Here is a 20,543-nt window from a genome sequence, read left to right as displayed (position 1 = left end):
TGCTTCCCGAACTCGGAGGACCGCCATGTTGTCCCGTTCCACCGGTACGCGCCGTTGACCGTCGCCGCCGATACCTCGATCTCACTCTCCGCTGTCTTCCACTCCGGACGCGCCGCCGCGCCGCGGACCCTGGTCGACGTGGTCGCCGACACCGCTCGGCGCCACCCGCACGCCGCCGCGCTCGACGACGGCTCCACGTCCCTCGACTACCGCGCCCTGCTCGACCGCGTCGAGTCGCGCCGCGAGGAACTCCTCGCGCACGGCATCGGCGTCGGCGACCGGGTCGGTGTCCGGATCGCCTCCGGCACCGTCGACCTCTACATCGCGATCCTCGCCGTGCTCGCGGCCGGCGCGGCCTACGTGCCGGTGGACGCCGAGGACCCGCAGGAGCGCGCCGACCTGGTGTTCGGCGAGGCCGCCGTGTGCGCGGTGCTCACGCCCGAGCTGACCGTCGTCGGCACGCCGCTGGGCCTGGGCGACCGGCCCTCCCCCGACGACGACGCGTGGATCATCTTCACCTCCGGTTCGACCGGCAAGCCCAAGGGCGTCGCCGTGTCCCACCGCTCCGCCGCCGCGTTCGTGGACGCCGAGGCGCGCCTGTTCCTCGCGGACGACCCGATCGCCGCCGACGACCGCGTGCTCGCGGGCCTGTCGGTCGCGTTCGACGCCTCCTGCGAGGAGATGTGGCTGGCCTGGCGCAACGGCGCGTGCCTGGTGCCCGCGCCGAGGTCGTTGGTGCGCACCGGTTTCGACCTCGGCCCGTGGCTGGTCGAGCACGAGATCACCGTGGTGTCGACGGTGCCGACGCTGGCCGCGCTGTGGCCGGTGGACGCGCTGGACGACGTGCGGCTGCTCATCTTCGGCGGCGAGGCGTGCCCGCCCGAGCTGGCCGAGCGGCTGGCGGTCGACGGTCGCGAGGTCTGGAACACCTACGGCCCCACCGAGGCCACCGTCGTGGCGTGCGCCGCGCGGATGACCGGCGAGGGCCCGGTGCGCATCGGGTTGCCGCTGGACGGCTGGGAACTCGCCGTCGTGGACGCCCAGGGCGAGCCGGTCGACCTCGGCGGCACCGGCGAACTCGTCATCGGCGGCGTCGGGCTCGCCCGGTACCTGGACCCGGTCAAGGACGCGGAGAAGTACGCGCCGCTGGCGTCGCTGGGGTGGGACCGCGCGTACCGCAGCGGCGACCTCGTGCGCGCCGACGCGGAGGGCCTGGTGTTCCTGGGCCGCACCGACGAGCAGGTCAAGCTCGGCGGGCGGCGGATCGAGCTGGGCGAGGTCGACGCCGCGTTGCAGGCGCTGCCGAACGTGGCGGGCGCGGCGGCCGCGGTCCGCACCACGGCGGGCGGCAACCAGATCCTCGTCGGCTACCTGGTGGCGCAGGACGGTTTCGACCGCCAGGAGGCGTTGACGACGCTGCGCTCCGCGCTGCCGTCCGCCCTGGTTCCGTTGCTGGCCCTGGTCGACACGCTGCCCACCCGCACGTCCGGCAAGGTGGACCGCAACGCCCTCCCGTGGCCGCTCGCGACCGCCTCCGACGACGAGGTCTCCGAACTCGCGGGCACCCAGGCGTGGCTCGCCGAGCAGTGGGGCGAGGTGCTGGGCTCGCGGATCACCGACCCGGCGACGGACTTCTTCGGCGCGGGCGGCGGCAGTCTCGCCGCGGCCAGGCTGGTGTCGCTGATCCGCGCGGAGTACCCGAGCGGCTCGGTGAGCGACATCTACCAGCACCCGACGCTGGAGACGCTGGCCGCCCGGCTGGACGAGCTGGCCGCGCACGACGCGCCCAGCCGCTCGGTCGCGCCGACCCCTCGGCGCGCGACGCTCGTGCAGACGTTGTTGCTGGCGCCGCTGATGACGCTGGTCGGGTTGCGCTGGACGGTCGCGCTCGCCGCGCTGTCCAACGTGCTGCACCTGGCCGCGCCGGTGTCCTGGTGGTGGGTCGCGGCCGGCTGGCTGCTGTTCGTGAGCCCGCCCGGCAAGGTCGCGATCGCGGCCGGTGGCGCGCGGGTGCTGCTGCGCGGCCTCAAGCCCGGCCGGTACCCGCGCGGCGGGAGTGTCCACTTGCGACTGTGGACGGCCGAGAAGCTGGCCGAGTACAGCGGCGCGACGAACCTGTCCGGCTCGTGGATCACCACCTATGCCCGCGCGCTGGGCGCGAAGGTCGGCGCGGACGTCGACCTGCACTCGCTGCCGCCGGTCACCGGCCTGCTGAAGCTGGGCCGCGGCGCGGCGATCGAGCCCGAGGTGGACCTGTCCGGCACGTGGGTCGACGGCGACGTGGTGCACGTCGGCAAGATCCGGGTCGGCGCGGGCGCCACGATCGGCGCGCGCAGCACGCTGCTGCCGGGCGCGCGGATCGGCAAGCGGGCCGAGGTGGCGCCGGGTTCCGGTGTCACGGGCTCGGTGCCGACCGGCCAGCGCTGGTCGGGTGTACCCGCGGCGCGGTCCGGCAAGGCGTCCCGGTCCACCGTGCGTCCGGGTCGGTCCGGGTGGTGGAAGTTCGTCTACAGCGTCACGACGTCCGCGCTCGGGTTGCTGCCGGCGCTCTCCGCGCTGCCCGCGCTGCTGGTGGTCGTGTCGCGTCCGCTGACGCTGTCCAGCGCGTTGCTCGCGGTGCCGCTGGCAACCGTGGCGTACCTGGGCACCTACGCGCTGCTGGTGCTGATCTCGGTGCGGCTGCTGGGCATCGGGCTGCGCGCGGGCACGTACCCGGTGCACAGCCGGGTCGCCTGGCAGGCCTGGACGACCGAGCGGTTGATGAACACCGCGCGCACCACGCTGTTCCCCTTGTACGCCAGTCTGTTCACGCCGGTGTGGCTGCGGGCGCTCGGCATGCGGGTCGGCCGCGGCGTCGAGGCCTCGACGGTGGTGGCGCTGCCGAAGATGGCACGGGTGGACGACGGCGCGTTCCTCGCCGACGACACCATGGTCGGCACCTACGAGCTGGGCGGCGGCTGGTTGCGGATCGGCTCCGCGCGGGTCGGCAAGCGGGCGTTCCTGGGCAACTCCGGGATGACCGCGCCGGGTCGCAGCGTGCCGAAGCGCGGTCTGGTCGGTGTGCTGTCGGCGACGCCGAAGGGCGCCAAGGCCGGCGACTCGTACCTGGGCATGCCGCCGATGAAGCTGCCGCGCGCGGCCGAGGAGGGCGACCAGAGCCGGACGTTCGACCCGCCCAAGCGGCTCGTCGTCGCGCGGGCGCTGGTCGAGCTGTGCCGGATCGTGCCGGTGATGGGGCACGTGGCGCTGGTCGTCGCGGTGCTGTTCACGTTGCGGGCGCTGGGTTTCTGGGCACCGCTGCTGGCCGGCGTCGTGCTGCTGGGCGCGGGCGTGCTGGCGTGCGCGGTGGCGGCGCTGGCGAAGTGGGTGCTGGTGGGGCGGTTCCGCACCCGCGAGTACCCGCTGTGGAGCGGTTTCGTGTGGCGCAACGAGTTGGCGGACACGTTCGTCGAGGTGCTGGCCGTGCCGTGGCTGGTGGGCTCGGCGGGCGGCTCGCCGGTGATGGGCGTGTGGCTGCGGTCGCTGGGCGCGAAGGTCGGCCGCGGCACGTGGATCGAGTCGCACTGGTTCCCCGAGTCGGACCTGGTGACGCTCGGCGACGGCGCGACGGTGAACCGGGGCTGCGTCGTGCAGACGCACCTGTTCCACGACCGGATCCTGCGGATGGACGAGGTGGCGGTCGCGGAGGGCGGCACGCTCGGGCCGCACGGGATTGTGCTGCCGGGCGCGACGATCGGCGCGCACACCACGGTCGGCCCGGCGTCGCTGGTGATGCGGGGCGAGCAGGTGCCCGCCGGCAGCCGCTGGCTGGGCAACCCGATCTCCGCGTGGCGATGACCCCGTACCTCCCCACGCACGGCAGCACGCGCCTGCGCGTCGAGCACTACGACCTCGACCTGGAGTACAAGCCGCTGTCCGGTCGGCTCGCCGGCCGGGCCCGGCTCACCGCAGTGGTCGGTGGGCCCGACCTGGAGCTGGACTTCGGGCCGCTGACGGTGAACCGCGTGCTGGTCGACGGCCGGGACGTCCGGTACGCGCACGGTGGCGGGAAGTTGCGGCTGCGCGGTCGGTTCCGCGGCCGGCACGAGGTCGAGGTGCGGTACGCGGGCATCGCGCGGCCGGTGCGCACGCGGCACTGGGGCGAGCTGGGCTGGGAGCAGCTGTCCGACGGCGCGCTGGTGGCGAGCCAGCCGGTGGGCGCGCCGTCGTGGTTCCCGTGCAACGACCTGGTGCGGGACAAGGCTCCGTACCGGATCGCGGTGACCGCGCCGTCGCAGTACACCGTGGTGGCCAACGGGTTGCTGGTGGACGGGCGCACCGGCGGGTCGACCACGCGCTGGGTGTACGAGCAGCGCGAGCCGATGGCGACCTACCTGGCGTCCGTCCAAATCGGACAGTACGAGCGCTTTCCGCTGTCCGTCGGGCAGGACGTGGTGTTCCCGTCGAGCCTCGCTCGGCGGGTGGAGCACGACTTCGCCCGGCAGCCGCGGATGATGGCGCTGTTCGAGGAGCTGTTCGGGCCGTACCCGTTCGCCGAGTACCACGTGGTGGTGACCGAGGACGAGCTCGAGGTGCCGGTCGAGGCGCAGGGCATGTCCGTGTTCGGGTCGAACCACGCGGACGGGCGGCGGTCGTTCGAGCGGTTGGTGGCGCACGAGTTGGCGCACCAGTGGTTCGGCAACAGCGTCGGGTTGGCGCAGTGGCGGGACATCTGGCTGAACGAGGGGTTCGCCTGCTACGCCGAGTGGTTGTGGTCGGAGAACTCCGGTGGCGACCCGGCGGCGGTGATCGCGGCGCGGACGCGGGCGCGGCTGGCGCGGGAGCCGCAGGACCTGCGGATCGGTGATCCCGGGGTGGCGGACATGTTCGACGACCGGGTGTACAAGCGGGGCGCGTTGACCGTGCACGCGGTGCGGCAGGTGTTGGGGGACCACGCTTTCTTCGCTGTGCTGCGCGAGTGGACCCGGACCCACCGGCACGGCACGGCGACGACGGCGGACTTCGTGCTGCTGGCGCAGCGGCACACCGACACGCCGCTGGCGCCGCTGTTCCACGCGTGGTTGCAGGAGACCCGGCTGCCGGCGTAAGCGGTTTTCGGCTTCGCCCGGGTGGTGGCCTGATGTCAGGCTTTCGGGTGACCGGCCGGTGTCTTGAGCTCGGCCCGCGCGGTGGCCTGGTTTCGGGGCGGCCTGCGCGGCGGCTTGCGCGGTGGCTTGCGGATGGCGCCGGGCGCGACGGGTGGTTCCGGGCGGGTGGCGGGCGGTTCGGGGCGTCGAGCGGCGGTTTCGCGGGGTGTTGTGCGCAGGCCGGTCGCCCGTGTGGGCGACCGGCCTGTGGCCTCCGGCCCCCGCTTCCATTGTCCCACGAGGCACCGACAGTTTTGGCGGGAGCACCGACAGGTCCGGCGGGAGCACCGACACGGCCGGCGGGAGCACCGACAGGTCTGGCGGGCCGCGCGGCGGGCAGGGGGTGGCGGGGGAACGGCGGGTCGGCTAGGCGCGCATCACCGTGGCGATCGGGATCCTGGCCGCGCGCAGGGCGGGGATCAGGCCGCCGAGGATGCCGGCCAGGAGGCCCGCGGCCACGCCTGCCACGCCTGCCTGCCAGGGGAACTGGGTGCCGATCAGGGACGGGAACCTGTTGCCCACCATGCTGATCGCCAGGGGTAGGCCCACGGCTCCCACGCCGATCGCGGCGGCCGCGGTGAGCAGGCCGGTCAGGAGGGTTTCGGCCAGGACGATGCCCGCCAGGAGCATTCTGGAGGTTCCGACGGCCCGGCGTAGCGCGAACTCCTCCACGCGTTCGCCCACTGTCGCCAGGCCCACGTTCAGGATGCCCGCCACGCCGATCAGCAGCACCAACGCCGCCATGCCGAGGAACAGCCAGCGCATCAGCGCCAACTGGCCCGCCATCTGCTCCAGCGAGTCGATGGTGCGGACGGCCAGCTGCTCGCGCGGGTAGCCGGCGCCGGCCAGCTTGGCGATCAGCAACTGCTCGGTGTCCGACGCCGTCGCCGCGAAGCGGACGTCCAGGCCCGGGCCGCGACTGCCGTCGGCCAGCTGGTCGGCGGGCATCCAGTTCAGGAGTTCGTCGATGCGCGTGTACGCGGCGGGTTGGTAGTCGCCGTCGTCCACGACGCCCAGGATGCGCGGTGTCGGGTTCGCGGTGGCGCCCTTGATCCGCATCTCGGCGGGCACCTGGTAGCGCAGGAACGCCTTCGCCGCCTCCTTGTTCAGCACCAGGCCCGGCGACAGCGAGGGCTCGCCGCCGAACTCGAGCCAGCGGCCCATCGACGGCCGGAACGGGCGGAACGGGCGGATGTCGCCGGTCAGGCCGCGCAGCGACAGCTCGACCGCCTGACCCTGCGGCGCGTCCGCGTTCGGGTCGACCACCTTCTGGCAGCCGTTCTCGTCGCACACCATCTGCGGACCGCTGTACCCGGGCTGGTCGATCGGGCCGCCGCCCTCGTTGACCGGTCGCACGCCGGGTTCGCCGATGATCACCTGGACGCTGGTCGTGGCGACCGCGTCGGACCGCCCGCGCAACGTCTCCAGCGTGGTGGACACGGCGCCGTTCTGCGCCGACAGGTAGAGCTCGCGGGTGCCGTCCTTGCCGACGGACAGCTCGACGTCGGTCAGCAGGGCGCGTTGCGCGATCTCCGCGCCCGCCTGCACCACCACGACCGCGAGCACGCCGAGGAACAGGCTGATCATGGACAGGAACGTGCGCAGCTTGCGCGACCTGATGCCCTGGCCGCCGATCACCAGCGCGGAGCGGAACCGCCCGGAGAACCCGATCACGCGTACACCTGCCCGGACACCGACACGGGGTGCAGCGTGCCCTCGGACAACCGCAGCACGCGACCCATCTTCGCCGCGTGGTCCTGGTCGTGGGTGACGAGGACCAGCCCGCAGCCCACGTCGGTGGTCGACCGCAGCACCTCGACCACCAGGTTGCCGGTCTCCGCGTCGAGCGCGCCGGTCGGCTCGTCGGCGAGCAGGATCCGGGGTTCGCGGACCAGCGCGCGGGCGATCGCCACCCGCTGCTGCTCACCGCCGGACAGCCGGGGTGGCCGGTGCTTGGCCAGGTGCGCGACGCCGACGCGCTCGAGCGCGGCCATCACCTTGGCCTTGCGCTTGCGGCGCGGCAGCCAGCCCTGGCCGTTCACCAGCGCCATGGCCACGTTCTGCGCCGCGGTGAGGTGCTTGAGCAGGAAGAAGCGCTGGAACACGAACCCGAACTCGGCGCTGCGCAGCGCGGCGGCCCGCCGTTCGGGAATCCGGGTGATGTCCCGCTCCCCCAGCAGGTACTGGCCGCCGTCGGGTCGGTCGAACAGCCCGATCAGGCTCAGCAGCGTGCTCTTGCCCGAACCGGAGCGGCCGAGGATGGCAACGCTGTCTCCACTGTGGACGGTCAGGTCGACGCCGGAGAGGATGGTGCGCGGCTCGTCCTGCCCCTTCAGCGTCTTGGTGACGCCGGTGAGTCGGAGCAGTGGGGTCATTTCCCGGGACCGTCCTGCTTCGGCTCGGCGCCCGCGGGCAGGTTCGGCCCCGGCACGGCCAGTGTCTCCTCGCCGGTGAGACCGGACTTGACCTCGACCACCTTGCCGTCGGTCAACCCCAGCACCACGTCGCGGGTCTGCCGGACGCCGTTCGGGTCGAGCACGTCGACCTTCCCCTTGCCCTGGCCGCCCGCGACCGCCTCGACCGGCACCACGAGCGCGTTCTGCACCGTCGCGGTCACCACCTCCAGGGTCGCCTCGGCGCCGTTGACCATCCTCACGTCGGCGGGCGGCGTGCAGATCAGCCGCAGCCCGGTGGCCTCGGACCCGGTGGAACCGGTCTGGCCCTGGGGTTCCTGGGCGGTGGTGGTGGCCGCCGGCGCGTCCTCGTCCTTCTTCTCGTCCTTCTTGTCCGGCGTCGGCACCGGCACGGTGCCCGCGGGCAGCGCGGCGATCGTGCCGAGCGGCGCGCACGCGAACGGGCCGGGCCCGTTCTTCACCTGCGCCTGGACCTTCGGCTGCCCCTCGGTGAGCTTGTAGGCCTGGGCGGAGCCGACGACGCCGACGAGCGCGTAGCCCGAGTACCGGGCCGACACGATCGGCATGCCGGCGGTGACCGTCGAGCGGTCCGCGACCAGCCTGCCCTCGAACGTGGAGCCGGCGGGAACGTCCACGTAGTACGGGACGTCGTCCACCCACACGGTGGCGGCGCGGGTCGCGTACGTCGGCGTGCCGTTCGCCTTCGGCACGTCCCAGTAGCGGATCTGGCCCGCGACCGGCGCGGTGAGCCCGAACACCGGGTCCATCGACACCGTGCCGGTCAGCGACACCTTGTTCGACAGGTCCTGCCTGGTCGGCTTCGCCGTCGTCATCGTCGTGCCACGCGGCGCGAGCGCGGGATCGGCCTCCGGGCCGCTCTGCGCGCTGCACGCGGTCAGCGCGAAGGCCGACGCGCACACCAATAGTCGTCCGGACACCAATGGTCCCCCCATTTGGAAATCCCGCGCGCGCGGGATCGTGCTCAGATTTCGGTCAACCTACCCACACGACGCCCGGCGCCGGGTCCGGGTTGCACTCAAAGACGATTCCCCGTCGGATGGCGTGGAAGCGTTACCACGGGCGATTTTCACTGTCTACCGCCGAAGGACGTATCCAGCGTCCGTTTCGTGGTACTTGTGGAGATGAGAGCGGCGCCCAGGGGAAGGCCGTCGCCTCGGTTGAGAGGCTTGGGGGAGTCTTCGGTGAAACAACACGGCAACAGCAGCTTCTTCGTGGTGGGCGAGGGAGTTCTCGAATTCGACCGCGAGGGTGGGCCGGCCGTCCGGCAGCCGCTCACGGTCGAGGAATTGCGTCGGTTCCGGTTCTCCCGGCTCGGCCCCGAGGGTCCGCAGCTCGACGAGGCCACCCGGACCGCGCTCGCCAAGGCCGTCACGGCGGCAGGCGGCCAGCCCGATTCGGCCGACCCGGCCATCCCGGCCGGGTTCACCTACCTCGGCCAGTTCGTGGACCACGACCTGACCATGGACCGCACCGAGTCGCAGCTCGGTGAGGATGTGAACCTGGACGACCTGATGCAGGGCCGCTCGCCCGCGCTCGACCTGGACTCGCTCTACGGCAGGGGCCCGCTCGACCCCGCCGACCGGGTCTTCTACGCGGCGGACGGCGTGCAGCTCAAGGTCGGCACCAGCCTGGCCACCACGTTCCCGGACGACCGGGTCAACGTGGACCTGGAGGGTTTCGACCTGCCCAGGTCCGGCACCGGCGTCACCGCCGCGGACCGCAGGCAGCCGTTGATCCCGGACCTGCGCAACGACGAGAACCTGGTGGTGGCGCAAACCCACCTCGCCTTCATCAGGTTCCACAACCGCGTCGTCGCCGAGTCCGGTTTCAAGGGCCTGAGCGGGCACCGCCTGTTCACCACCGCGCGGGCGCAGGTCGTGCGGCACTACCAGTGGATGCTGCGGCACGACTACCTGCCGCGGATCGTGGACCCGGCGATCGTGGACGACGTGTTCGCGAACGGCCGGAAGTTCTTCGAGGCGCCGGGTCACGGCCGGGTACCGACGATGCCGCTGGAGTTCTCGGTGGCCGCGTTCCGCCTGGGGCACAGCATGATCCGCGACGTGTACCAGTGGAACCGGGTGTTCAACAGCACGGGTCCCGGCGGGATCGCCACGCTCCTGCTGCTGTTCACGTTCACCGGCACCAGCGGCAACTTCAGCCCCGGCTCGGGCGTTCCCGAGCTGGACGACCCGAACTCGGGCGCCTTCGACCGGTTGCCGACCAACTGGATCGCGGACTTCCGCCGGTTGTTCGACTTCACCGAGGCGGACCGCCCGGACCTCGCGCCGCCCGCCGAGGCGGGCGGCGGCAACGTGGCCAAGCGGATCGACTCGCTGCTGGTCGACCCGCTGGTGAACCTGCCGGCCGGCACGTTCGGCGGTCGGGGGACCACGACCACGGACATCCAGCGCAACCTCGCCTTCCGCAACCTGACCCGGGCGTCGATGGTGCGCCTGGCGACCGGTCAGCAGATGGCGGAGCTGCTCGGGGTCGAGCCGCTGACCGCGGAGGAGATCCTGCGCGGCAACGGCGGCGCGTCCTTCGACGGGCTCACCGACGAGCAGAGGGACGCCGTGGCGACCGACACCCCGCTGTGGGTCTACGTCCTGCGCGAGGCGGAGTTCAACGGCGGCAGGCTGGGCGCCGTCGGCGGCCGGATCGTCGCCGAGGTGTTCCACCGCGCGATCGAGGGCAGCCGCACGTCGATCGTGCGGGAACCGTGGTGGCGTCCGGAGTTCGGGCCGGACTCGGAGACGTTCCGGATGACCGACCTGCTGCTGTTCGCCTTCGAGGGCAAGGCGGACCTGCTGAACCCATTGGGCGACTGACGTGGCGACCGACGTCGCCGTCCGGCGGACCAGGGTGCTCGACCGGTACGCGATGCCCGCGCTGCGGTGGGCCATCGGGCTGGTGTTCGTCTGGTTCGGACTGCTGAAGGTCATCGGCGAGTCGCCGGTGGCGGAACTGGTGAAGGCGACGCTGCCGTTCGTGCCCGGCGGATTCCTGCTGCCGGCGCTCGGCTGGTTCGAGATCGCCCTCGGGCTCGTGCTGGTGTGGGGCCGTTTCCGCGGGCCGGCGCTGACCGTGGCGGCGGCGCACCTCGTGGGCACGTTCCTGGTGTTCCTCCAGGCGCCCGGGATGGTGGTGGTCGGCGGCAACCCGTTGCTGCTGACCGCGAGCGGGGAGTTCGTGCTGAAGAACCTGGTGCTGATCTGCGCACTGGCGGTGCTGACGCGCGAGCCGGAAACCCGGTGAGACGGGAGGGGGCGTCCGTGGGGGACGTCCCCTCCCGCTCGTTCTACAGGTGTTCGGCGAACCAGCCGGTGACCAGCTCGACGGTCCGGTCGAAGGCGGCGGGGTCGAGGCCGTGGCCGACGCCGGGGTGCTCGACCAGGCTGACGGGTCGGCCGAGTTCCTTGAGCCGCTTGTACATCCGCTCGGACTCCTCGGGGGCGACGTTGGTGTCGTTCTCCCCGTGCAGCAGGAGCAGCGGCGCGGTGACGCGGTGGGCGTTGCGCAGCGGGCTGCGGTCTTCCAGCCGCGCGACGTCGGCCGGGTCGTCCAGGTCGCCGATCCAGGCCTTGCCTCGGCTGCGCCACGTCGGCGGGAACGCGCGCAGGTCGCTCACCAGGTCCGACGGGCCGCACTCGCTCACACCGGCGCGCCACGACCCGGGTTGCCTGCTCAGGCAGGACAGCGCGGCGAACCCGCCGTAGGACGCGCCGTGCACGCCGAGCCTGGTCGGGTCGACCCAGTCGACCTCGGCCAGCGCGCGGACGAACGCGGCGAGGTCGGCCAGGTCGACACCGCCCCAGTCCCGGTAGATCGCCCGCTGGAAGCGCAGGCCGTAGCCGGACGAGCCGCGGATGTCCGGCGCCAGCACGCCGATGCCGCGCGCCAGCAGGGCGTGCACCAGCGGGTCGTACTTCGGCTGTGCCCGCACCTCCGGTCCACCGTGGATGGTCACCACCAGGGAACCGTTGGCGCGCAGGGGTTTGTACAGCAGACCGGCCAGCAGCGCGCCGTCGTCGGCGCGCACCCGGCACCGCCGCAGCAGGAACGGGTCGACCGACAGCCGCTCGCCGCTCGAGGTGAGCCGGCGCGCGGTGTCCGCGTCGAGGTCGACCAGGTACAGCTCGGCGGCCGCGTCCGGGCGGCCCAGCAGCACGAGCAGTTCGCCGGTCGCGGTGAACCGGAGTTCGTGGCCGTCGAGGCCGAACTCGCTCACCGACACGCCGGGCGGCAGGCAGCCGACCTCGTGCACCACGCCCGAGCCGACGTCGGTCCAGCGCAGCCGGGTGTAGCCGTCCTCGTGGATGCCCCAGGCGAGCCGGCCGTCGGCGAAGGCCGCGCCCTCGACGTCGGTGTCCGGGGTGTCGACCCAGGTCAGCTCGCCGGTCAGGGACAACTCGGCCAGACCGGTGTAGTCGCGGCCGCGCGTGGTGCACACGTAGACGCCGGAGGAGTCGGGTGTCCAGGCCACCGGCAGGTACTTGTCCGGTCCGGTGCGCCCGGTGATGTCGCGGGTGGTGCCGTCGACCAGGTCGCACACGAACAGGTCGTGCTCGGTGTTCTGGTGCAGCCGCAGCACGAGCAGCAGCCGGGAGTCCGGCGAGAACGCGATCGGCAGGTAGCGGTCGTCGCCGGGCAGCACGGTCCGCTCGACGCCGGTCCCGAGGTCGCGCACCACCACGTCGAACACGCCGGGGTCGCGGGCGTTGCTCGCGTACGCCAGCAGCGCGCCGTCCTCGCTGTACGGCCGGCCGCAGTGCCCGTGCGGTACGCCGATCTCGACGCGCACGCCGTGCTCGGGCGTCAACCACTCGACCTCGCCGGACGCCAGGTCGACCTCGCCGAGCCGGTGGTCCTCGCGGCCGTCCGGGTCGACCAGCACCAGCAGCCGCCCACCGCCGGGGTGCCACACGCACCGCCGCACCGCGCCGTCGACCGGCACGTGCCGCCCGCCGAGCAACCACGGCTGCGGCCGACCCGTCCGATCGCCCAGGTACACCACGTCGGTGCCGTCGGGCGAGGGGTCCGCCCCGGACAGCCACTCGAAGTCGATCATGGAAGCCCCCAGTGATTTCACCATGTGCAATCGATTTCAGTGAACCAAAACGATGACCGGCGCCGCAACCGCCGCTGGGCTAGCCTTCCGCCCGTGGACGAACCACCCCGCACCGCGACCGTCGAGGAGCTGAAGGCGCTGGCCCACCCCCTGCGCTGGCGCATCCTGCGGCTGTGCGCCCACCAGGAGTTGACCAACCGCGAGTTGGCCGACCGGCTCGACGTGGCACCCGCGACCGCGCTGCGGCACGTCCGGGCGCTGGTGAAGCACGACTTCCTGGTCGCCCAGCCGGTGCGCAGCGGCGCCCGCGGCGCGCTCGAGCGGCCCTACCGGTCGACCCGCCGGACCTGGCGGCTGGGGCTGGAGGACGAGGGCGAGGGGCTCGTGCAGCGGGTGGACCTCGCGCTGCTCGCGGCGCACCGGGCCGAACTGCTGGAGGCCGGACCGGAGGCGTTCCGGGACTCCCGGCGGGGCGCGCTGCGGCTTGGCCCGCGGGCGCAGGCCGAGCTGAGCCGGCGGCTGCTGGACCTGGTCGAGGAGTTCTCCGCCCGCGCGGAGCCGGACGGCGAGCCGCTGAGCTACCTGTGGTCGCTCGGCGCCCGGAAGGACTAGCCGCGGGAACATTTCCGAGGTCGCGGCCGTTGCCACGCCCAGTACCCGAACGAGGAGTCGCCATGTCCACCGCCGCACCGGCCCGCCCACCCGTGCGCAGGCGGGTCGTGTTCATCGGCGTGCTCGCGCTCGTGTCCACGCTGCTGTTCGCCGTGCCCTACTTCGGGTTGATCGCGCCGGGCGCGCAGTGGCCGTGGCCGGTGGTGCTCCTGGGCACCGTGGTGTTCGCGGCCGGCTGGATCGCGCTGCCGGTGCTGCTCGTGGTCTACCGGCACTCGGACCGCGCGGCCCGGGTCGCCTACCCGCTGCTGGGCGTGGTGTGGGTGCTGTTCGCGTGGACTCTCGTGACCGACGTGCTGCGGGGCGTGCTGGCGCTCGCCGGGGTGGAGAACCCGTTCCGGGCGCGGCTGGTCGCGGTGCTGCTGTTGGCGATCGTGGTCGTGCTGGTGGCCTACGGCGTCGCCGAGGCCCGGCGGATCCCGCGGGTGAAGCGGGTCGACGTGGTGCTGCCGCGGCTGGACCCGGCGTTCGACGGGCTGACCGTCGCGGTGCTGGCCGACACCCACTACGGCCCGATCGACCGGACGAAGTGGTCGCGCGGCACCGTCGACGCGGTCAACGCGCTGAACCCGGACGTGGTGGTGCACGCGGGCGACCTGGCCGACGGCACGCCCGCGCAACGCGGTGGGCAGGCCGCGCCGCTGGCCGACGTCCGCGCCGCGCACCGGTTCTACGTGTCGGGCAACCACGAGTACCTGGGCAACGCGCAGGCGTGGCTCGAGCACATGGCCGGCCTGGGCTGGACGAGCCTGCACAACCAGCACCGGGTGCTCGAACGCGGCGCCGCGCGGTTGGTGTTCGCGGGCGTGGACGACGTCACCGGAGCCTCGTCCGGCGAACAGGGTCACGGCGCGGACCTCGCGGCCGCGCTGGAGGGCGTGCGACCCGACGACGCCGTGGTGTTGTTGGCGCACCAGCCGAGCGAGGTCGGCAAGGCCGTGCGGTCCGGAGTGGACCTCCAGTTGTCCGGGCACACGCACGGCGGCCAGATCTGGCCGTTCCACTACCTGGTGCGGCTCCAGCAGCCCGTGGTCGCGGGGTTGAGCAGGCACGGCGAGCGGACCGCGCTCTACACCAGTCGGGGCGCGGGTTTCTGGGGTCCGCCACTGCGCGTGTTCGCACCCAGTGAGATCTCCTTGCTCACCTTGCGCGCCGGCTGACCCACGAGGGCCCCGCTCGTAGATACTGGGGCCTGTGTCGCGCACCAAGCACGGGCTGCCACCGACGACGGCGATGCCGGCGGAACTCGCGGTCGGCCGTCCCAAGGGCGGTCAACTGCGCGAATTCCTGGAGGCGTTGGTCAACGAGCTCGGTCCTGGCGTGCTGCTGCCGTCGGAGCGGGTGCTCGCCGAGCGGTACGGCGTGGCGCGGATGACCGTGCGCCAGGAACTCGACCGGCTCGCGGCCGACGGGGTGGTCGTCCGCCGACCGAGGCACGGCACGTTCGTCGCCGAGCTCAAGGTGGCACAGGTGGACCTCGTGACCTCGTTCAGCGACTACGCGCGGCAGAAGGGCATGATCCCGGGCGCCCGCGTGGTCAGCACCGTCGTGGAACCCGCGACGCCCCGGTTGGCCGACCAGCTGGAGGTGCGGCCGGGCAGCCCCCTGCTGCGCCTGGTGCGGTTGCGGACCGCGGACGGCGTGCCGATGGCGTTGGAGCGCACCCACCTGTCGGTCGACCGCTTCCCCGGCATCGGCGAGCTGGAGTGGGAGAACCGGTCGCTGTACCGGGAGTTGGCGCAGCGCTGGAACGTGCGCATCGCGAGCACCCGGGCCCGGATCTCGGCCGTGCTGCCGGAACCGGAGGAGGCCAAGGTGCTCGACATCCCGCGCAACCAGCCGTGCTTCGTGATCGAGGGCATCCCGCGCGACCCCGAGGGCGTCGTGGTCGAAACCGGCCGGTCGATCTACCGGGCCGACCGGTACGAGGTCATCACCCACGTGCAGCACTAGGCGCGGCCCGATCGGGTGGACCCCGCGCTAGCCGCCGGCGGCCAGTCGGGTGCCGCCGACCCCCGAGGCCCGGGCGCGGCGCAGCAGCTCCACCGCGTGCGTCACGAGCAGGTCGCCGGCGGGCGCGTCGAACAGGCTGATCATCGCCTCGTACACGTGCCCCTCGTGGCCCTCCGCGTCGGCCACGTAGCCGAAGTAGCCGTCGCTGTAGCCGACCACCCTGGTCACCGGGAACGGGCTCGCGGCGCGGATGCGCAGGCCGAGCGAGCCGAACAGCTCGACCGGCAGGTGCACCCAGGCGATGTCGCCCAGCGCGACCACGCTCAGCGGCAGGTCGAACGTCGTCGGCAGGTCGACGGGCAACCCCGCCAGGGCCCGCGCGCCCTCCAGCCTGGTCTGCCGGATCCGGTCGGCCGGGCTGTCGCCGCACGGCGTGTCCCGCTCGGCCCGCGTCACGAGCCGCCGCACGTCGTCCCGCCCCGGCGCGCGCCGGGCGGGCAGCGACACGGTGACCCGGTGCACGACGGGCGCGACCGGCGGCAGGAAGCGGGACCGGGAGTCGAGCGCGGTCAGGATGGTGTCGGCCAGCAGCACGCCGATCCGCTCCACCTCGGGGTGGCCGCGTCCGCGCCGGGTGAACCGGGGGCTCGCGTCGCCGGCCGCGCCCTGGAGGAAGCCGACCGTCGGGTGGTCCGGCAGCGCCGAGGTCAGCGCCCGCCGCGTCACGCCCGGCCAGTCCGCCGACCACGTCAGGTTCTCCGGCCCCAGCACGGTCGGGTGGCTCGCGTAGTCGAACAGCAGGCCGTCCACCCGGTCCGGCGTGCCGACCGCGAGCACGCCCGTGGTGTTGTCGTGCGGACCGTCCGGCCGGTTGCGGTTGGTGCCGACGCCGTCCGCCGGCACCGCGCACCAGGCGAGCCGGGACGGTTCGCGGCGGCCGGGCAGCGAGCGCAGCAGACCGTCCACATCGGACATCAGCCGGGACACCAGGTGCTCGTCGCGCGCGCCCGGTATCGCCGGGTGCAGCCGGGTCGTCCACCCCAGCGGCGCGGCGTGCGTGTGCGAGGCGCACACCACCACGCGGTCGGCGGGCACACCGGCGTGCGCGGCGGCGCTCTCGGCGACCAGGTCGACCAGGTTCGCGTCGACGGCCAGCGAGTCCAGGCACAGCCACAGCACGCCGGGGTCCTCGGCCGTGCTCAGCCACAGCGCGCTGACCTCCAGCGCGTCGTGCGACCCGGTGGCGCCGCTGTCGCCGCGCGCGACGTAGCCCGCGAGGGGGAAACCCGGTGGCGGCGTGACGTCCGCCCGTGCGCCCGCGAACAGCAGCTCACCCATCGACGGCGCCCGGCGGCGGTACCCGGGTCATCAGGCTCGTGTGCATCGCGCCCTCGCGGCCGGCCCGCACACCGACCTCGGCCAACTCCCGCGCCCGGTCCGCGCCGCTGGTGATCACCTCGACCAGCATCGGCAGGCTGAGCCCGGTGAGCACCTCGACGTCGTCCCGCCCGGCGGCCACGACCGCGGCCACGTTGTGCGGCGTGCCGCCGAAGACGTCGGTCAGCACCACGGCGGGGGTGCCCTCGTCGAGCACCTTGAGCAGGTGCCGGCGGAAGCCCTCCGGGGTCTGCTCGGGCGGGAGCTCGGCCACCCGCAGCCGCGGCTGCTCGCCGAGGATCAGCTCCACGGCGTCGCGCATCCCGCTGGGTAACGAGCCGTGGCCGGCGAGCACCACGAGCGTCCTGGTCATCTCGCCACCTCCGGGAGGGTCGGTGCGAACCAGCCGAGCCAGCCGAGGGTCACGCCCACGACGGCGACCAGCGCGATGATCCACACCGGCTTGAGTCGGAACTTCTTGATCAGCAGGTAGGTGCCCGCGGTGACCAGCACCGGCAGCAGGTACGGCGCCAGCGCGTCGAGTTGGTGCTGCACCTGGACTTCCTGCGTGGACGCGCGGCCCTGAACGGTCACCTCCTGCCGGTATGTGAGCGTGGTGACGACCTTGACGATCGACGGCACGAACCCGCCGAGCACGATCAGCCCGAGCACCGTCGCGCCCTCGGTGAGCCGCGCGAGCGCGCCGCCCGCGAGCCTGGCCGCGAGCTTGCGCCCCTGCGCGTAGGCCCAGAAGAACTGCCACCGGCGCACCGCGAAGTACGGCACCAGCACCATGAGCGCGGTGAAGATCGGGCCGAAGATGTTGCCCTGCAACGCCCACGACGCGCCGATGGTGAAGACGACGCTGTTGTACAGGGCGAACACCAGCGTGTCGCCGATGCCCGCGAGCGGTCCCATCAGCGCGACCTTCACCCCGTGCGCGGACGACTTCGCGCCCGCCTCCTCCATCGCGACCGCCGCGCCGAGCACCAGCGGTCCGCCGATGAACGGCGAGGTGTTGAAGAACTGGAGGTGCCGCCGCAGTCCCTCGGCGTAGGCCTCGCGGTCCGGGTTCAGCCTGCGCAGCACGGGTTCCATCGCGTAGGCGAACCCGAGCGCCTGCATGCGCTCGTAGTTCCAGGAGATCTGGAACGACCAGAAGTACCGCCAGAACGCGCGGGTCAGGTCGGACCGGGTCAGCGCCCGGTCCGCGGTGGACGAGCCCTCGTCGGGCTCGTGGTCTCCGGGTTCACTGGGCACCGGCCGGTTCCTCCCGCTTCACCGTGAGGTACAGACCCGCGATCGCGAGCCCGAACAGCGCGATGCCGAGCAGCGGCACCTTGAGGTAGGCGAACAGGACGTAGCCGAGGATCGGCAGGAACCACAGGCGCCGCACCGGCATCACGGTCAGCAGCAGCCCGAAGCCGACCGCGGGCAGCAGCGAGCCGGCCAGCGTCATGCCGGCCACGAAACCGGGTGGGATCGAGTCGGTGATCCGCGGCACGAGCCCGCTGGAGGCGGCCCACGCGGCCAGGAACGTCGGTATCGCGCGCACCGCGGCCCACGGGATGAACGCGGTCCAGTGCGTCAGCGCCAGGCCCCTGGCGTCGCCGACCGCCGCGTACCGGTCGGCGCGGTGGATCCAGAACGTCGGCAGGAACCGGCCGATCGGGTCCAGCGCGGCCAGCAGCAGCGCGGCGGGCAGACCGACGCCGAGGCCGACGGCGACCTGCGCGGACAGCGGGCCGGACGCCGAGGCGGCCAGCGCCGTGCCGACGATCGCGCCGGTCTGGTAGTCGGGGATGGTCGCGCCGCCGTAGGAGTACACGCCGAGCGCGGTCAGTTCGAGGGTCGCGCCGACCGCCATGCCGAGCACGGGTTCGCCGACCAGCAGGCCGGCGAGCGTGCCCGCGATGAGCGGTCGGGACGCGAAGATCAGGTTCGGGCCGAGCGCATCGTAGATGCACGCGACGCTGAGCAGGGTCAGCAGCACCGCGGCGAGCACGTGTCCCCCTACAACGACTTCCGATCCAGCAGGGTGATGAAATCGGTGGGCTTGTCGGTCGGCATCAGCTGCGCGACCACCGTGACCCCGGAGTCGGACAGGGCGCGGAACCCGGCGGCCTGCTCCCGGGTGACCGCGACCGACCGGGTGACCCGGTGGAAGTCGCCGCCCGGCTCGGGAGCCGCGTTGCCCACGTTCACCACGGCGGCAGGCAGGCCTTCCCGCACGAGCGCGAAGGCGTCCTCTGCCTGCCGCGCGACGACCAGCACCCGTTCCGCGTCCCTGGTGCGGCAGTACTCCACCGCGTCCCCGATGCCCAGCACCGCAGTCGACACCCCTCGAGCCGACTGTGGCAGCAGCACCCGTTGGAACTCGTCGGCCGCCACCTCGTCGTTCGCCACGACCAGGCGGCCGACGTCCAGGTAGCCGACCCAGGCCAGGGTGACCTGACCGTGGATCAACCTGTTGTCGACGCGGAGTTGGATGACCGGCACGTCGCCCCCCTCCGTTTGCACACCGACAATACTGGTCTAGCCCAGAACTTGTCACGAGCGCCAACCGGGGGACATTGGGCAGGCGTGCGAGGGAGGACAGGGCGTGGACCTGCCTCGATCGGGTGAGGACAGTCGTCACCTGAACAGTGGACGAACGTCGGGTGAGCAGCGTTGCGCAGCGCCGGTTCCGCCGCTGGTCTAGCGCCCGTCGAGGTCGCGCCGCACCGCGCGGGCGGCCCGTTTGCCCGACACCAGCGCGCCCTGGATCGAGCTCGTGTCGCGGTGGTCGCCGCACACGTACCGCCGTGCGCCGACCCGCACGGGTTTGCGCAACGCGTGCGGCGCGGGCATGGCGGGCAGCGCGCGCGGGATCTCGTAGCGGGCGAGCAACTCCCAGCGCCGGGTGTCCGCGGTGTAGAGCCGGGCCAGGTGCGCGCGGACCTCGGGCTCGCCGCTGTGGTCGAGGACGGACGCCTGCACCAACGGCGCGTCCGGCGAGTAGGCGCGCGCCACCTCGGAGACGACGGCCGTGTTGACCACCGGGCCGCCGTGCGCGTCGACGACCAGGGTCGGGTCGCGCAACGGCGCGGTCGGCGGCCGGAAGTACCAGGTGGTCACGCCGTTCCAGCGGGGCGCGGCCACACCGGGCAGCAGGCGGGCCGCGGTCGTGCCGTCGGTGGCGACCACGACGGCGTCGGCCCGCAGGTGCCCGTCGGCGGTGTGCACACCCGTGCCGTCGACCGCGAGCACCTCGACGCCGGTGCGCACGTCGAGCCCGCGCGCGAGCTGCCGGGGCAGTGCGGCCATGCCCCGCGCGGGCAGCGCCGCGCCGCCCTTGGCGAAGCAGCGCCACACCAGGTGGAAGAAGCGGGACGACGTGGTGAGGTCGGCTTCCAGGAACACGCCCGCGAGGAACGGCTTGAGCACCCCGTTGACCGCGCGGTCGGACAACCGCTCCAGCAGGTCGGCGCGCGTGGTCCGGTCGTCCTCGGCGAGGATCGTCTCCGCCGGGCCGAGCCAGTCGCGCGCCGTCATCGTGCCGAGGGCGACCAGGTCGCGGGTGGTGAGCATCCGCTGGCGCAGGAACCCCCGCCACGCCGCGAACCCGGCGCGCGGGTCGGCGAGCAGGTCGTGCCGGCCCGCGTCGTGCACGAACACGCCGGAGCGGAACGGGCACAGGTCCAGCCGCGTGGTGTCGACCTGGCGGACGACCTCGGGGTAGGCGGGCAGCAGGATCTGGAAGCCGCGGTCGAGCGTGACTCCGTCGACCACGTCGGTCCGCACCCGGCCGCCGACGTCGTCGGACGCCTCCAGCACCACCACGTCCAGGTCGCGCAGCTCGCGCGCCGCGCTGAGCCCGGCCAGGCCCGCGCCCACCACCACGACATCCGCCACGATCCGACGCTATCG

At 73.1% G+C, this 20,543-nt stretch carries 17 protein-coding genes; 7 read left to right on the top strand and 10 right to left on the bottom strand.

The window, feature by feature from the left end:
- The first annotated feature begins 54 nt into the window (after window positions 1–54).
- Both AB0G50_RS09125 and AB0G50_RS09120 read left to right on the top strand, forming a co-directional pair.
- Window positions 55–3,837 carry a Pls/PosA family non-ribosomal peptide synthetase gene (locus AB0G50_RS09125; RefSeq protein WP_360104148.1) on the top strand — a complete coding sequence of 1,261 codons (3,783 nt, stop codon included), beginning with the start codon at window positions 55–57 and terminating at the stop codon, window positions 3,835–3,837.
- Window positions 3,834–5,087 carry a M1 family metallopeptidase gene (locus AB0G50_RS09120; RefSeq protein ID WP_360104145.1) on the top strand — a complete coding sequence of 418 codons (1,254 nt, stop codon included), beginning with the start codon at window positions 3,834–3,836 and terminating at the stop codon, window positions 5,085–5,087. The genes AB0G50_RS09125 and AB0G50_RS09120 overlap by 4 nt, the downstream gene beginning before the upstream one ends.
- A gap of 405 nt (window positions 5,088–5,492) precedes the next feature.
- Here AB0G50_RS09120 and AB0G50_RS09115 read toward each other — a convergent pair whose 3' ends face one another.
- The 3 genes from AB0G50_RS09115 to AB0G50_RS09105 are packed head-to-tail and all read right to left on the bottom strand — an operon-like array spanning window position 5,493 to window position 8,478.
- A complete protein-coding gene (locus AB0G50_RS09115) occupies window positions 5,493–6,800 on the bottom strand; it encodes an ABC transporter permease (RefSeq protein WP_360104142.1) in 1,308 nt (435 codons plus the stop codon).
- Window positions 6,797–7,501, bottom strand: coding sequence for an ABC transporter ATP-binding protein (locus tag AB0G50_RS09110; protein WP_360104139.1), 705 nt, complete (start codon window positions 7,499–7,501; stop codon window positions 6,797–6,799). The genes AB0G50_RS09115 and AB0G50_RS09110 overlap by 4 nt, the downstream gene beginning before the upstream one ends.
- Window positions 7,498–8,478 (bottom strand): efflux RND transporter periplasmic adaptor subunit, encoded by a 981-nt coding sequence (locus tag AB0G50_RS09105; protein ID WP_360104136.1) that lies wholly within the window; start codon window positions 8,476–8,478, stop codon window positions 7,498–7,500. The genes AB0G50_RS09110 and AB0G50_RS09105 overlap by 4 nt, the downstream gene beginning before the upstream one ends.
- 264 nt (window positions 8,479–8,742) lie before the next feature.
- Here AB0G50_RS09105 and AB0G50_RS09100 point away from each other — a divergent pair, with 264 nt between their 5' ends.
- On the top strand, window positions 8,743–10,392 hold the full coding sequence (locus tag AB0G50_RS09100; protein WP_360104133.1) for a heme peroxidase family protein: 1,650 nt from the start codon (window positions 8,743–8,745) through the stop codon (window positions 10,390–10,392).
- 1 nt (window position 10,393) lies between these two features.
- On the top strand, window positions 10,394–10,819 hold the full coding sequence (locus AB0G50_RS09095) for a DoxX family protein (RefSeq protein ID WP_360104130.1): 426 nt from the start codon (window positions 10,394–10,396) through the stop codon (window positions 10,817–10,819).
- 43 nt (window positions 10,820–10,862) lie between these two features.
- Here AB0G50_RS09095 and AB0G50_RS09090 read toward each other — a convergent pair whose 3' ends face one another.
- Window positions 10,863–12,632 carry a prolyl oligopeptidase family serine peptidase gene (locus AB0G50_RS09090; protein ID WP_360104127.1) on the bottom strand — a complete coding sequence of 590 codons (1,770 nt, stop codon included), beginning with the start codon at window positions 12,630–12,632 and terminating at the stop codon, window positions 10,863–10,865.
- A gap of 93 nt (window positions 12,633–12,725) precedes the next feature.
- Here AB0G50_RS09090 and AB0G50_RS09085 point away from each other — a divergent pair, with 93 nt between their 5' ends.
- From AB0G50_RS09085 to AB0G50_RS09075, 3 genes are all read left to right on the top strand, one after another.
- On the top strand, window positions 12,726–13,244 hold the full coding sequence (locus tag AB0G50_RS09085; RefSeq protein WP_360104124.1) for a helix-turn-helix domain-containing protein: 519 nt from the start codon (window positions 12,726–12,728) through the stop codon (window positions 13,242–13,244).
- Between the two features lie 62 nt (window positions 13,245–13,306).
- A complete protein-coding gene (locus AB0G50_RS09080; protein ID WP_360104121.1) occupies window positions 13,307–14,464 on the top strand; it encodes a metallophosphoesterase in 1,158 nt (385 codons plus the stop codon).
- Between the two features lie 34 nt (window positions 14,465–14,498).
- Window positions 14,499–15,257 (top strand): GntR family transcriptional regulator, encoded by a 759-nt coding sequence (locus AB0G50_RS09075; protein WP_360104118.1) that lies wholly within the window; start codon window positions 14,499–14,501, stop codon window positions 15,255–15,257.
- A 27-nt stretch (window positions 15,258–15,284) separates the two neighbouring features.
- Here AB0G50_RS09075 and AB0G50_RS09070 read toward each other — a convergent pair whose 3' ends face one another.
- The 6 genes from AB0G50_RS09070 to AB0G50_RS09045 form a co-directional block, all read right to left on the bottom strand.
- Window positions 15,285–16,595 carry a hypothetical protein gene (locus tag AB0G50_RS09070; protein WP_360104115.1) on the bottom strand — a complete coding sequence of 437 codons (1,311 nt, stop codon included), beginning with the start codon at window positions 16,593–16,595 and terminating at the stop codon, window positions 15,285–15,287.
- Complete coding sequence (locus AB0G50_RS09065) at window positions 16,588–17,007, bottom strand: PTS sugar transporter subunit IIA (protein ID WP_360104113.1); 420 nt, start codon at window positions 17,005–17,007, stop codon at window positions 16,588–16,590. Before AB0G50_RS09065 ends, AB0G50_RS09070 begins: the two co-directional genes overlap by 8 nt.
- Window positions 17,004–17,894: a PTS system mannose/fructose/sorbose family transporter subunit IID gene (locus AB0G50_RS09060; protein WP_360104110.1), complete on the bottom strand. Its 891-nt coding sequence runs from the start codon at window positions 17,892–17,894 to the stop codon at window positions 17,004–17,006. The genes AB0G50_RS09065 and AB0G50_RS09060 overlap by 4 nt, the downstream gene beginning before the upstream one ends.
- Window positions 17,884–18,639 (bottom strand): PTS sugar transporter subunit IIC, encoded by a 756-nt coding sequence (locus AB0G50_RS09055; protein ID WP_360104107.1) that lies wholly within the window; start codon window positions 18,637–18,639, stop codon window positions 17,884–17,886. Before AB0G50_RS09055 ends, AB0G50_RS09060 begins: the two co-directional genes overlap by 11 nt.
- Window positions 18,640–18,647: 8 nt before the next feature.
- Entirely contained in the window at window positions 18,648–19,154 is a 507-nt protein-coding gene (locus AB0G50_RS09050) for a PTS sugar transporter subunit IIB (protein ID WP_360104104.1), read from the bottom strand.
- Window positions 19,155–19,331: 177 nt separating this feature from the next.
- Window positions 19,332–20,528, bottom strand: a complete 1,197-nt coding sequence (locus tag AB0G50_RS09045) for an NAD(P)/FAD-dependent oxidoreductase (RefSeq protein WP_360104101.1) — start codon at window positions 20,526–20,528, stop codon at window positions 19,332–19,334.
- Between the last annotated feature and the right edge of the window lie 15 nt (window positions 20,529–20,543).

The organism is Actinosynnema sp. NPDC020468 (assembly GCF_040642015.1).
In the GTDB taxonomy this organism is placed as follows: domain Bacteria; phylum Actinomycetota; class Actinomycetes; order Mycobacteriales; family Pseudonocardiaceae; genus Actinosynnema.
Note: the sequence above shows the minus strand (reverse complement) of the source record. Positions and strands in the feature narration are given on the sequence as shown.

Bases quoted from the DNA above. Each gene is read 5' to 3' on its own strand.
- AB0G50_RS09065 (WP_360104113.1), bottom strand. From the start codon at position 17,007: ATGACCAGGACGCTCGTGGTGCTCGCCGGCCACGGCTCGTTACCCAGC.
- AB0G50_RS09080 (WP_360104121.1), top strand. From the start codon at position 13,307: ATGTCCACCGCCGCACCGGCCCGCCCACCCGTGCGCAGGCGGGTCGTG.
- AB0G50_RS09120 (WP_360104145.1), top strand. From the start codon at position 3,834: ATGACCCCGTACCTCCCCACGCACGGCAGCACGCGCCTGCGCGTCGAG.
- AB0G50_RS09090 (WP_360104127.1), bottom strand. From the start codon at position 12,632: ATGATCGACTTCGAGTGGCTGTCCGGGGCGGACCCCTCGCCCGACGGC.
- AB0G50_RS09110 (WP_360104139.1), bottom strand. From the start codon at position 7,501: ATGACCCCACTGCTCCGACTCACCGGCGTCACCAAGACGCTGAAGGGG.
- AB0G50_RS09070 (WP_360104115.1), bottom strand. From the start codon at position 16,595: ATGGGTGAGCTGCTGTTCGCGGGCGCACGGGCGGACGTCACGCCGCCA.